A 13,321-nucleotide genomic window follows, 5' to 3' on the forward strand; every position below is an offset into this window, starting at 1 on the left:
TAATAATGGATAAAAATAGAAAAAGAGAAGGGGAATGGAAAATGGGTATGCCCTTAGAATTAAATACAATGATTGTAACAAAAGGGAAAGAAATAAGACTAGAAGAAAATCTTTTTCTATTAGAAAAAGAAGATTACCGTTTATATCCAATGAATATTCCGCTAGAGGTTAGAAAAACAAAAATAGCTGAGATATCTGGAATGGCGACAATTGAAAAATTAGCATGGGAAAATGGAAAGACGTCCATTACTTATAAGCTTATTGCATTGAATTCAACAAATTAATTCAATCTAGTGAAAAATGATTGACATGCGTTGTTAGATTGAGCTATCATTTTACTTTGAACGGATACTCTCTTATCCTGAGCTGGTGGAGGGACTGGCCCGATGAAACCCAGCAACCTACTATGTGAAGAAAATTACTGAATTATTTCATTTTTATGAAATGAATCAGACATTCTCTTAGGAAAGGTGCTAACCTGAAGCAAGGAATATTCCTTGAACGATAAGAGTGAAAGGTGCGAATTGATTTTACTAGGAGCCTTTTCACTATTGAAAAGGTTTTTTGTGTAAAATGAATTAATTATCTTTTATAAAAATGTATATTTTTAGGTGTGTGTTTTTATTAGAAACAAAATACTTCGTTATATATATTATGTTTACAGACATTTTACTAGTGTTACATATAATAGAGCACGGAATTGACTTCGGATAAAAACGCCATTTTTACTTCATACTATCTAGGGAATGAGTACCGTATCAAGATAAGGTTAAGGAGTGCAGGAATTAGGCCTCGCTCTACTTTTTTCTAAAATAAGGAGGAAATCAGATGTCAACAAAACGTCGCTTGTTTACTTCTGAATCGGTAACTGAAGGTCACCCAGATAAAATTTGTGATCAAATTTCAGATGCTATTTTGGACGCTATATTAGCTAAAGATGCTAATGCAAGAGTTGCTGCTGAAACATCTGTAACAACAGGATTAGTTCTTGTTGCAGGTGAAATAACGACTTCTACATATGTGGATATCCCGAAAATTGTCCGTGAAACAATCAAAGAAATAGGCTATACACGCGCGAAATATGGATTTGATGCAGAAACAAGTGCAGTCTTAACTTCTATTGACGAGCAATCCGCTGATATTGCATTAGGAGTAGACCAAGCTCTAGAAGCTCGTGAAGGTATGATGACGGATGAGGAAATAGAAGCAATTGGTGCTGGAGACCAAGGATTAATGTTCGGATTTGCATGTAATGAAACAAAGGAATTAATGCCATTACCGATTTCATTGGCACATAAACTATCAAGAAGACTAGCAGAGGTAAGAAAAGAAGAAATCTTACCATACTTACGTCCGGATGGTAAAACACAAGTAACAGTCGAATACGATGAAAATAATCAGCCTGTTCGTATTGATACAATCGTAATAAGCACACAGCATCACCCAGAGATAACATTAGAACAAATTCAACGTAATATTAAAGAATATGTAATCAAGCCTGTTGTACCAGCTGAATTAATAGATGAAAATACAAAGTATTTCATCAATCCAACAGGACGCTTTGTTATTGGCGGACCACAAGGAGATGCTGGATTAACTGGTCGTAAAATCATTGTTGATACATATGGTGGATATGCTCGCCATGGCGGTGGAGCATTTTCTGGGAAAGATCCAACAAAAGTGGATCGCTCAGCGGCATATGCAGCACGTTATGTGGCAAAAAATATTGTCGCAGCAGGATTAGCTGATAAAGTAGAAGTACAATTAGCTTATGCAATTGGTGTAGCACAACCAGTATCTATTTCTGTTGATACGTTTGGAACTGGAATTGTTGCAGAAGATAAACTTGTAGAGGCAGTTCGCGAAAACTTCGATCTTCGTCCAGCAGGAATTATCAAGATGCTAGATCTTCGTAAACCAATATATAGACAAACAGCTGCTTATGGTCATTTTGGTCGCACTGATATTGATTTACCTTGGGAACGTACAGATAGAGCAGAGTTAATAAAAACTGCTGTCGAAGCTTAAATGCTTCTAATAAATTAAATGTATAAGGAAAGAAGTTGCATGAAAGTGTAACTTCTTTCCTTATTTTTCGTCTAAATACTTGATGTCGAACTCCGTTATTCATTGGCAAAGGAAAATCCGTAATCAGTACGATATTAATTTTTCCATCTCTAAGAAAAATACAGAGATGAAATGTTAATAGCCAATTAAAAATTTACACTATTTATGCTACAATAGAATACTAAGTGATGGTTTTATGAATCTTATTACCTATTAACATAATTTCTATTTAGGGGTATAGTAAAATTTTAATTATGGTTTATTGTAAGAACAATGAAAAATGGTTATGAATGTCCTAATATATGTAGGAAAAGAAATGGAGAAGGTGAGAGCAATATGTGTGGTTTTGTTGGCTGTGTACATGAAAAAGCACAAAACTTTCAAGAAGAACAAAAAGAATTATTTACAGGAATGAATCGTGTTATAACACATAGAGGTCCTGATGATGAAGGATATTTTTATGATAGCCACATTCAATTTGGTTTTCGCCGATTAAGTATTATAGACATTGAAAGTGGGCATCAGCCTTTAACATATGAAAATGAACGCTATTGGATAATCTTTAATGGGGAAGTTTATAACTATCTAGAAATTAGAGAAGAGCTAGTAAAAGCAGGTTTAACTTTCCAAACAAATTCAGATACAGAAGTAATTATCGCTTTATATAGCCATGAAAAGGAAAAAGCGGTAGAAAAGCTTCGTGGTATGTTCTCATTCATTATATGGGATAAGCAAGAAGAGACATTATATGGAGCGCGTGATCCGTTTGGAATTAAACCTTTCTTCTATTTAGAAGATGGTGAAAAAACATACTTTGCTTCTGAGAAGAAAAGTATTTCATTAGCATTAGAAAGTGATGTTATCAATTACACTTCCTTGCAACATTACTTAACTTATCAATTTGTCCCTGAACCTTATACGATGTCAGAGGGAATTAAAAAGCTAGAACCAGGTCATTATTTCACAAAAAAAATTGGCGAACCAATGGAAATTAAACGATATTGGAGAGCATCCTTTAAACCAGTTGTCAAACAAGAGGACGAGTTTACAAAGGAAATTAAAGATGTACTGTTCGATAGTGTTAAAATGCATATGAGAAGCGACGTTCCTGTTGGATCCTTCCTGTCAGGTGGAATTGATTCATCTATTATTGCAAGTATTGCAAAAGAATTCCATCCTAGCATTAAAACTTTCTCCGTTGGCTTTGAGCATAACGGCTTTAGTGAAATAGATGTAGCAAAAGAAACAGCTGATAAATTAGGACTAGAAAATATTAGCTATATTATTTCTCCACAGGAATATATGAACGAGATTCCGAGAATTATGTGGCATATGGATGACCCTTTAGCAGATCCAGCTTGTGTGCCTTTATACTTTGTAGCACGTGAAGCAAGAAAGCATGTAACGGTTGTCCTTTCTGGGGAAGGCGCAGATGAATTATTTGGCGGATATAATATTTATCGCGAACCACAATCTTTAGAAGTGTTTAATAAAATTCCGAACGTTGGAAAAAAATTGTTGCGGGCTGTGGCAAATATTCTTCCAGAAGGCATGAAAGGAAAGAGCTTTATTGAGCGTGGAGTCACTCCAATGGAAGAAAGATATATTGGCAACGCGAAAATGTTTTCTGAGTTAGAAAAAGAAAAATTACTTTCTGTCTATAATACAGGTTTGCACTATAGAGATATTACTAAGCCGTTGTATGAAGAAAGCCTTGGTTATGATCCTGTAGATCGTATGCAATTCATTGACATTCATACTTGGATGCGAGGAGATATTTTACTAAAAGCAGATAAAATGACGATGGCTCATTCGTTAGAATTACGTGTGCCGTTCTTAGATAAAGAGGTCTTTAAAGTCGCTTCGAAAATCCCGACATCATTAAAAACAGCGGATGGTACAACAAAATATATTTTACGCAAAGCAGCAGAATCATTTGTACCAGAACATGTGTTAAATCGCAAAAAGCTCGGCTTCCCTGTTCCAATTCGTCATTGGCTAAAGGATGAAATGAATGAATGGGCGAAAAATATTATTAAAGAGAGCGATACAGATCACTTATTAAATAAATCGGTTGTGCTCCAATTATTGGAAGACCATTGTCAAGGAAAAGCAGATAATAGCCGTAAAATATGGACAGTGCTAATGTTCATGGTATGGCATAGCATTTATATCGAAAAAAAATATTCCTTTGAAAAGGAATATTTAAAAGAGGGAAAGGTAGCAATTAAGAACTAATCGTAATTGCTTGACTACCCATTTGCACCCAGGATTCTTCAAAATCCGTTATGGGTGCTTTTTTATTTTTTTCGCCAGTAAGGGGATCATTAAAATAAATATACTCTTCATCATAGCCTGTAATTAATACAGAATGCTCAGAATAGGTAATCTCTATTGTGCCACTTGGTGTATGCCATGTACGGAATGCACTATCTGGTAATTTCTTAAAAGTTGAATTCGTAATTACCCATACTGGATGATTACTGGACAGATGTGTTTTAATTTCTTCAAAATCAGATCCAGTAAAGTCAACAATGGAACCAGGTAAATATTGCTCAGCTAGTGCAGCTATTGGTTTATGATATACGCCTAACCCAGGACCACTTAAGGAGTACATATCTCCAATAAATCCGTCATTAGGATTTCCGTAATAGATTGTGCCATTTTCTCTAACATATGGTGTACTATCTTTTTTAATTTCCTCTGCTAATGTCAGTTTATCAACATCGACATCAGCATATTGAAGCAGCATTGCAAGACTTGTTACTTCACAGCCTCTTGGGAGCTCTGGTAACTGATTAAGAATAGGAGCATCCAATAAAACGGATTCCTTCAATAAATCAGTTTCCTCTTTTACTGATAAAAGAGCTTTACGTGTGTTCTGTGTAGCAACTTCTTTTGCATAGACTATTTGGGGGAAGTCATTTCTATTAATAAGCAAAAAACTAACAGCTACCATGGCGAATATCGTAAATAAATAGATGCTTTTAGCTATTGTGTTTAATTTTTTTCTTACCAATAAATATAATAAGAAAAACAATGTAATTAATGATAGGACTATCATTGTATTTGAATTCATTTTATATTCTCACCTAATTACTATCTTTATTTATTTTTATCGGTTTAAAATAAGAATACCTTTAGGAAAATAGAGTAATATTTATAACGCAATAATGCTTAGTTGAATGCTTCTTTAAACGATATTCATTCATGATTTCCTTCCCTAATATTCGACAAATTAAACCACCTTCTAGTATACCATAATTTTTGAGCATGGACGTGTGATGGTTAATATCGTTACATTTTCAATATATTTGCTATAATTAAAGAAACTTTGGAAAATAATAATAAAACTATACTTCGCTTAAAGGGTTTCATTCTTTAATGGTTAATGTATAAAACAAATCTTTATTTTTCCTTAATAACTATGTTTTGTTTGAAAATATGTAAAATAATATAGATTTTGGATGGGATGGAGGAACTGTTATGTGGAAATGGGAAGCTGAGGGAAACGCAAAGGCTGTCATTGTTATTGTTCATGGAGCAATGGAGCACCATGGAAGATATGGATGGCTTATTGAAATGTTTCGGTTAGCCGGTTTTCATGTTGTAATGGGAGATCTTCCTGGACAGGGAATGACAACAAGATCTGATAGAGGGCATATAGACTCTTTTGATGAATATACAATAGAAATTAAAGATTGGATTCAAGCAGCATATCAATTTGATTTGCCTGTTTTTTTATTGGGGCACAGTATGGGTGGCCTTGCATCCATTAGATTGCTTCAACAAGATAAATTAAAAATTGCGGGGATGATTTTATCCTCCCCTTGTTTAGGATTAGTAAAATATCCAAATAAATTAATAAGTTTAATGTCCCTTGTCTTAAATAAAGTGGCTCCCAAACTTAGAATTAATTCTGGATTAACGATTGATATGGCAACTCGCAATGCAGAGGTTAGAGAAATTGACTCCAATGATACATTATACATCACAAAAGTTTCTGTAAGATGGTATCGAGAATTAATTGACGCAACAAAACGAGCTTTTGAAGATATAGCGAAAACACAAGACTTGCCCCTACTAGTTATGCAAGGAGGCGGTGATCTTGTTGTAGATAAAAAAATGGTAAAATCCTGGTTCAATATGGTACCATTATCAGAAAAGCGATATAAGGAATGGCCAGATTATTATCATGAAATATTTAATGAACCAGAAAGAGAAGAAGTGTTTGAATACACGAAGGATTTTATCAATAGTCAATTGAAAGCAATTGGTTATATCGTATAAGCGAGGTATTTAATATGTCAGTTCCAAAGATGCCATTAACATTAATGTCGAAGGTTTACTTGAAGGTTTTTCCAGTTGTTCATCAGGAATTAAATTATTGGACACAAAGAGCAAGGAATATTCCCAATTTAGAATTAAGGAAGCAAGCATTAGCAAGTATTGAGCATAAAACCTTTCATTGTGAAGGTGGTTCCATTATGGCGCTTATAGCCATGAGTAAATACAAAGAAGTAATTAAATTTATTGTTGCTTATCAAACCATAAGTGATTATTTAGATAATCTCTGTGATCGAAGCACTTCACTAGATCCGAATGATTTTTCAGCTTTGCATGAATCGATGGAGCATGCCTTAACAGTAGGTGCTGAGCCGAGTAACTATTATCGTTATCGAGAAGACCAAGATGATGGAGGCTATTTATATGATCTTGCTAAAACTTGTAGGGATACACTGAGTGAGCTACAGAATTATGCGAGTATAAGAGAACAGCTTCTTGAGTTATGCCGCTATTACTGTGATTTACAAATACATAAACATGTAAATATGGAAGAGCGAATTCCAAGATTAAAGTTTTGGTTTGAGAAAAATAAAAATCATGTGCCAAAAATGGAGTGGTATGAATTTTCTGCTTGCTCCGGATCTACTCTAGGGATATTTTGCTTAGTTTCTTATGCGTTTCGTGATGACTTTGATGATTCCTATGCCGCTTTAATTAGAGACGGGTATTTTCCATACATTCAAGGTCTTCATATACTGTTAGATTATTTTATTGATCAAGAGGAAGATAAAATAGGTGGAGATTTAAATTTCTGCTTTTATTATAAAAATGAGGAAGAGTTATTCAATCGGTTAAAACATTTTGTAACAGAGGCAGACCGTCATACTAATAAATTGCCACATCAGAAATTTCATAAATTGATTAATAGGGGATTATTAGGTGTTTATTTATCAGATGAGAAGGTTTATAAACAGCAAAATATCCGAAAACTTGCGAAAAACATGATAAAAACCTCAGGTCCAATTGGTTATTTTTTCTATTTAAATGGAAGAGCCTATAGAAAATTTCAAAAAGTAGTTCCAGCCATAGCATTAAGAGCATTTAGTAAATAAATGTAATTAGAAAAAGTTAGACAAACTTCTTGAAAAAGGGTAGTTTTGTCTAACTTTTTTAATATATAATCCAATAAGGGAAAGGTTAACACCCCAGCCCTAATTAGATAAATTTAACATTATCTTTTTTCAATAGCAATAATGAAAGGAGGATTATTAATTCCATTAATAAACTGGTAGCGAAGTACATGGGCTTCCTGTTGATTTATATTTTCGACAAAGGCAATTAACTTGTCTCGTTCAATAGCACCTTCGGGATGGCCATGATATATAACTAATACAATAATACCTTCTTTAGACAGGATTTGTAGTAATTGTTCGATTGCTGCAATAGTTGTGTCAGCCTTTGTTACAATCGATTTATCCCCTCCAGGCAAGTAGCCTAGATTAAAAATAGCACCAGTGACTTTACCATGGTACATAGTAGGAACAACTTCCATTATATGCTCATGTCCGCACAAATGAAGAGAAGCAGTTGCTTCCAATTTTTGACTGGTTAGCTTGTCCTTTGTCGCAAGTAAAGCATCTTTTTGAATATCAAAGCTATAAACTTTCCCTTTTTCGCCAACAAGTTTTGCGAGGAAGACCGTATCATGCCCATTACCCATTGTAGCATCGATAGCGATGGCGCCTTTTGAAACAGCTTTTTCTAATAATTGATGTGCAAAAGGAATAACTCTTTCAAGCTTCATTGTGTCACCTTCTTATTTGCCTGATAAAATTTTCCTTGCCAACTATTTCTGTTTTTTAATTCTGCATCAATTTTATTTAAAACTTCCCATTTATTTACACTCCACATCGGTCCAACCATCAACTCAATTGGTCCGTCACCGGTAATTCGATGAATAATCATCTCTGGTGGTAATATTTCTAATTGATCACAAACCAGTGATATATATTGATCAAATGTTAAAAATTCAAGCATGCCTTTTTCGTATTGCTTTACCATTGGCGTTCCTTTAAGCAGATGAAGCAAGTGGATTTTTATTCCTTGTACATCAAGTTCACTAACACTTTTGGCAGTTTCCATCATCATTTCATTTGTTTCCATTGGGAGTCCATTAATAATATGGGAACAGATACGAATATTATGCTTTCTTAGTTTATTAACTCCTTCAACATAGGTCTGGAAATCATGTGCGCGATTAATAAGTGTTGCTGTTTTTTCATGAACAGTTTGTAAGCCTAGTTCTACCCATAAATAAGTACGTTCGTTAAGCTCTGCAAGATACTCAACAACATCATCAGGCAAGCAATCGGGACGAGTTGCAATAGAAAGTCCAACAACGTTTTCTTGCTTTAAAACGACTTCGTATTTTTCTCGGAGTACGTCCACTGGTGCATGTGTATTCGTATAAGCTTGGAAGTAGGCCATGTATTTTCCGTCTTTCCATTTCGTATGCATCTTATTTTTTATATCATGAAATTGTTTCTCGAGACTGTCGATGCGATTACCGGCAAAATCCCCAGAACCAGCAGCACTGCAAAAAGTACAACCTCCGTGTGCTACTGTTCCATCTCGATTTGGGCAATCAAAGCCACCGTCTAATGCAATTTTGAAAACTTTGTGTCCAAACTCGTTACGAAGATGATAATTCCAAGTATGGTATCTTTTATTATCTGACGCGTATGGGAATGGGTTATTCTGATTCATATCAGTAACCTCCTAAGCAATTTAAATTTATTTATTTCTATTTCCATATTTTCCACCTATGAATTTTAACATGTCTTTAGTCTTAATCCAACAGAATTTCATCATCAGTTAAGAAAAGGAAGTAATAGGATGTGCTTAATAAACAGATACTATGGACGGAAGCAAAGCTGCTTCTAAATGTATTGATTGTTGGGAGGGTTATCTTTTGGCTACTCGTCAGTCCATGAATGAATTATTAGAACGATGCAATCAAGTAATCAATTACGCAGAACAACAATATGAAACAGCAAGTCGTCAAGAGCATTATAATTCAAATGAATATTCAGATGCACAAATGCAGTTAGAAGAAATTTATAATGATTTGCATACGATGGACCATAGTGCTAATCAACAGCAACGAGAAGAGCTTCATCGCATGAGATTACTTGTGGAACAAATGCAAAATCAATTGACATTAGGATTGCATTAAGGAGGCATCATTATGGATAAACGTTCAAAGAAAAATAACCCGGAACAAAAAACGCGCAATGGGATAAATAATCAGGATCTAGAGTTGGGGAAAGATGTGGATTTAGTTAAAGCAGCAAAAAAGAAATATGAACAATCTGGTGGACAACCAGCTAAATCGAAAACAAGACAAGAATAGCTATGAAAAATGTCCCAACTGCATGAAACAGTTGGGACATTTACATATTAATTCGTCTTAGGAGTTAATTTAGCAGATTCCTTTGTTGGATAATCATAGAAAAAGGCAGTAATGAAGCTAATAACCAATAAGACCACTAAAACAGGTACAAGTACTGTCATTCCACTACTATCTACAAGCATTCCTCCAAGAAGCGGTCCAATCATTCTTCCCCCTGTAGCAGTACTATTTACAATCCCTTGGAAAAAGCCTTCTTTTCCTTTAGGAGCTAGCTTGTCAGCGATGGTTGGGACAGCTGGCCAAATTAGCATTTCTCCAATGGTCAAAATAATCATTGCCGCAAGAAAACCACTAAAGATTTCTGCTTTACCCACAATTAGGAAGGAAATAATAAAAATGGAAATCCCCATAAGCATTTGTTTCTTTATGGATGTGCATACTTTTTTAGTGAAAAAAGAAATAAGTGGTTGACCAAAAACAATAAGTCCTCCGTTTACAGCCCATAATAAACTATATTGTGTTAAGGGAATACCAAGTTCCTGTGTATGGGTAGATATTGTTGCTTGCCATTGGACATAGCAGATCCAGCATAATAAATAACCAAATCCTAGAATTCCAAGAGAATACATAGCAGGGCTTCCCTTTAATATATGCTTTCCTTTTCTTCTAGAATTTTTCTTATTTAAAGAAGGAAGGATATCATTTTTTACTTGAATGTTTTTATAGCTGAAAAAGGCAATAAGGAAAAATACTCCATACATTAGCGTGTTAGATAAAAAGATAAATTGAAATGAATAAGAGGCAATGAATCCGCCAATCGCTGACCCAAGTGCAACACCAACATTTTGAGCAACATAAATACTATTGAAGGCTTTTCTTCCTCCTGCTGGCCAGACATTTCCTGCCATTGCATACATGCTAGGATAGATAATTCCTGATCCAAACCCAGATAAGGTAAAGAAAGTACAGTATGCACCCCAATTATGAAAAAGAGTTAGACCTAATAAAGAGGATGCAGTTAAAGATATTCCCAATAAGATAGAAAGATATCCACCTAATTTATCATAAAGAATGCCTCCGATTAAATTACCAATAACACTTGCTCCAGAATTAAGCATTAGGATAAATCCTGCAACCGTTAGTGTTTTTCCTAAATGCTCATGAATGTAAATACTATTTAAAGGCCAGAGTAAAGAAGAGCCTGTAACGTTTACAGCCATTCCAATAACTAATAGCCAAAGAGAACGAGGCATATTAATGCTCCTTTGCAAACTAAATTTCTAAATACCAGAAATAAGTGTAGTTCCTTTTAGAGAAACCTGCAATAAAATAATATCGATTTTTCCAAAGGCGGAATTTTCAGATAGAATAAGATGTAATAGGAGGGATTCTTTAGTAAAAAAGGGGAATTTTTTATAATAGGAAATCTTATTAACAATTAATTTGTTTGAAAAATTAATAATTTTCTAATAAAGTAGAAATATCGCTAAAACATAACGTTAGTACGTGGAAAGGACCAAATAAATGACAAAGATATGTTTAATAAGGCATGGAGAAACAGATTGGAATGTAAGGGGAAAAATTCAAGGGAAGACAGATATTCCTTTGAATGAAAATGGAATAATGCAGGCAAAACAATGCCGAGATTATTTAGATGGTTCTGACTGGGACGTCATTGTCACAAGTCCACTGAAAAGGGCAAAGCATACAGCGATAATCATCAATGAAGCATTAAAGCTAAAGATGGTAGAAATGAATGAATTTATGGAGCGTAGCTTTGGAGATGCAGAAGGGAAGACAAGGGAAGAAAGAGCCATTTTGTATCCAGAACATCAGTATCCAAACCAAGAATCGAGAGAGGCTCTAATAACGAGAATTATGAATGGTCTAGAAAAAATACTTTCTCAGTTCCCTGATCAAAAAGTATTGTTAGTGGCGCATGGTGCTGTTATACATACATTATTAACTGTTGTATCCGAAGATCAGCTAACGATCGAAAATTACTTATCGAATGCATGTATTAGCAATATTCATTATAAAGCGAAGAAATGGGAGGTAAAAGACTATAACCTAGTCAATCATTTAATGTAAAGAAAGATAGAAAGATGGGGAGGGGTTTATAAAGATGCGTGATTATGGTGCATATATAGATGAAAATATTTCAGTTGGAGCTACAAAAAAGGGAAGCTTGGATGGATTAACATTTGCCGTGAAAGATGTATTTGCCATTAAAGATTATGCCTCTTCTGCTGGAAATCCGGATTGGCTCCAAAGTCATGAGCCCGCAAAAAAAACAGCACCTGCAATTGTTGATTTACTGGATAATGGTGCTACATTAAAGGGAACGACGATTACGGATGAATTAATGTATAGCTTAAACGGAGAAAACTATCATTACGGAACTCCTATTAATCCTAAGGACGCCAATCGTATTCCTGGAGGCTCTTCTTGTGGCTCCGCAGTGACAGTTGCTGCAGATTTAACTGATTTCTCGTTAGGTACAGATACAGGAGGATCAGTAAGGATACCTTCTTCCTATTGCGGAATATATGGATTCCGTCCTACCCATGGTGCAGTTACTATAGATGGTGTTATTCCCCTTGCGAAAAGTTTTGATACGGTTGGATGGATGGCACAGGATGCAAAAATCTTATATGAAGTAGGAAACGTGCTTTTACCTAATCAAAAGGATGATTCCTTTACACGGTTTATGATAGGAAGTGATGCATGGGCATTAGCTGACAAGGAAGTACAGGATACCTTTAGACCATTTTTAAAAAAATTAGAGGCTACTGTACCAAGCTATTCCAGTACTATTATTGCAGAAGAGGGGTTAAAGGAATGGGCGGAGATTTTTAGACAAATCCAAGGAAGAGAGATTTGGCATGAACATGGAGCGTGGATTCAAAAGGTAAATCCTACTTTTGGTCCAGGAATAGCAGAAAGATTCCAATGGACAAGTACTTTAAAAGAAGAGGATTTATCACATTATAATAAGAAGCGACGTATAATTAAGGAAAGAATGGAAAAACTGCTTGAAGATGACGGAATTTTAATTATTCCTACTGCTCCTGGAAAAGCGCCACTTTTGAATCTTCCAGTGGAAGAGTTAGAAGTAAAAAGAAGCCAAACTTTTCAGCTATGTTGCATTGCTGGACTAACGGGTTTTCCGCAAGTGAATGTACCATTAGCAAGCTTAGAAGGAGCGCCAATTGGACTTTCCTTTATTGCTGGTCGAAATCAGGATCGAAAGTTGCTTCGATTAGTTGCTGAATTGGCAGGGAAATGGTGAAATAAGGAACATAAGACAGGTTGAGACGTATAATGAAAGAAATACGCCAGTGATTGCTTGATATCTGCTTCATCTGAAAACTACTTGCAACATGAATCAAAATACAATACAATAAAGACCATATAAGTGAACAACACGGATAAGGAATAGTAAAGATGCCCTTTTGAAACAAAAGAGAGCTGACGGGTGGTGCAAGTCAGTCAAAAACATCTTGAACTCGCCTTTGAGTTGCAAGTGTGAACTTTTAGTAATGCTTGCCGTAC

Annotated in this window: 13 protein-coding genes, 1 riboswitch and 1 other annotated feature (1 of these 15 cut by a window edge); of the genes, 9 read left to right on the plus strand and 4 right to left on the minus strand. The window is 35.0% G+C overall.

Annotated elements, in window-relative coordinates; genetic code table 11:
* Positions 1-41: 41 nt before the first annotated feature.
* From ACTQ5K_RS07680 to asnB, 3 genes are all read left to right on the plus strand, one after another.
* Positions 42-284, plus strand: a complete 243-nt coding sequence (locus ACTQ5K_RS07680) for a DUF2584 domain-containing protein (RefSeq protein WP_031539033.1) — start codon at positions 42-44, stop codon at positions 282-284.
* 69 nt (positions 285-353) lie between these two features.
* Positions 354-511: riboswitch (SAM riboswitch) on the plus strand.
* A 317-nt stretch (positions 512-828) separates the two neighbouring features.
* Positions 829-2,028, plus strand: a complete 1,200-nt coding sequence (metK, locus tag ACTQ5K_RS07685) for a methionine adenosyltransferase (protein WP_349205033.1) — start codon at positions 829-831, stop codon at positions 2,026-2,028.
* A 375-nt stretch (positions 2,029-2,403) separates the two neighbouring features.
* On the plus strand, positions 2,404-4,305 hold the full coding sequence (asnB, locus tag ACTQ5K_RS07690) for an asparagine synthase (glutamine-hydrolyzing) (protein ID WP_349205034.1): 1,902 nt from the start codon (positions 2,404-2,406) through the stop codon (positions 4,303-4,305).
* On the opposite strand, the gene ACTQ5K_RS07695 is transcribed toward asnB, so the two are convergent.
* Positions 4,295-5,146, minus strand: a complete 852-nt coding sequence (locus tag ACTQ5K_RS07695; RefSeq protein ID WP_031540482.1) for a C39 family peptidase — start codon at positions 5,144-5,146, stop codon at positions 4,295-4,297. The two genes, asnB and ACTQ5K_RS07695, sit on opposite strands and share 11 nt — an antisense overlap.
* Positions 5,147-5,553: 407 nt before the next feature.
* Between ACTQ5K_RS07695 and ACTQ5K_RS07700 the strand changes: the two genes are divergently transcribed.
* Together ACTQ5K_RS07700 and ACTQ5K_RS07705 are read left to right on the plus strand one after the other, a co-directional pair.
* A complete protein-coding gene (locus ACTQ5K_RS07700; RefSeq protein WP_031540483.1) occupies positions 5,554-6,357 on the plus strand; it encodes an alpha/beta hydrolase in 804 nt (267 codons plus the stop codon).
* A gap of 14 nt (positions 6,358-6,371) precedes the next feature.
* Entirely contained in the window at positions 6,372-7,466 is a 1,095-nt protein-coding gene (locus ACTQ5K_RS07705) for a tetraprenyl-beta-curcumene synthase family protein (RefSeq protein ID WP_031540484.1), read from the plus strand.
* Between the two features lie 119 nt (positions 7,467-7,585).
* Here ACTQ5K_RS07705 and ACTQ5K_RS07710 read toward each other — a convergent pair whose 3' ends face one another.
* Positions 7,586-8,158, minus strand: coding sequence for a tRNA (mnm(5)s(2)U34)-methyltransferase (locus ACTQ5K_RS07710; RefSeq protein WP_235251271.1), 573 nt, complete (start codon positions 8,156-8,158; stop codon positions 7,586-7,588).
* A complete protein-coding gene (locus tag ACTQ5K_RS07715) occupies positions 8,155-9,120 on the minus strand; it encodes a TIGR01212 family radical SAM protein (RefSeq protein ID WP_031540486.1) in 966 nt (321 codons plus the stop codon). Before ACTQ5K_RS07715 ends, ACTQ5K_RS07710 begins: the two co-directional genes overlap by 4 nt.
* A gap of 205 nt (positions 9,121-9,325) precedes the next feature.
* Between ACTQ5K_RS07715 and ACTQ5K_RS07720 the strand changes: the two genes are divergently transcribed.
* Together ACTQ5K_RS07720 and ACTQ5K_RS07725 are read left to right on the plus strand one after the other, a co-directional pair.
* A complete protein-coding gene (locus ACTQ5K_RS07720) occupies positions 9,326-9,589 on the plus strand; it encodes a YtzC family protein (RefSeq protein ID WP_031540487.1) in 264 nt (87 codons plus the stop codon).
* A gap of 12 nt (positions 9,590-9,601) precedes the next feature.
* Positions 9,602-9,766, plus strand: a complete 165-nt coding sequence (locus ACTQ5K_RS07725; RefSeq protein WP_031540488.1) for a hypothetical protein — start codon at positions 9,602-9,604, stop codon at positions 9,764-9,766.
* A gap of 47 nt (positions 9,767-9,813) precedes the next feature.
* Here ACTQ5K_RS07725 and ACTQ5K_RS07730 read toward each other — a convergent pair whose 3' ends face one another.
* Positions 9,814-11,019 (minus strand): MDR family MFS transporter, encoded by a 1,206-nt coding sequence (locus ACTQ5K_RS07730; protein WP_031540489.1) that lies wholly within the window; start codon positions 11,017-11,019, stop codon positions 9,814-9,816.
* Positions 11,020-11,290: 271 nt separating this feature from the next.
* Between ACTQ5K_RS07730 and ACTQ5K_RS07735 the strand changes: the two genes are divergently transcribed.
* Both ACTQ5K_RS07735 and ACTQ5K_RS07740 read left to right on the plus strand, forming a co-directional pair.
* On the plus strand, positions 11,291-11,857 hold the full coding sequence (locus ACTQ5K_RS07735) for a histidine phosphatase family protein (RefSeq protein ID WP_031540490.1): 567 nt from the start codon (positions 11,291-11,293) through the stop codon (positions 11,855-11,857).
* A 34-nt stretch (positions 11,858-11,891) separates the two neighbouring features.
* Positions 11,892-13,058: an amidase gene (locus ACTQ5K_RS07740; RefSeq protein ID WP_031540491.1), complete on the plus strand. Its 1,167-nt coding sequence runs from the start codon at positions 11,892-11,894 to the stop codon at positions 13,056-13,058.
* Between the two features lie 127 nt (positions 13,059-13,185).
* Positions 13,186-13,321 (plus strand) — a binding site (T-box leader); it runs 91 nt beyond the window's last position.

The organism is Niallia sp. Sow4_A1 (assembly GCF_052116745.1).
GTDB lineage: Bacteria > Bacillota > Bacilli > Bacillales > Cytobacillaceae > Niallia > Niallia hominis.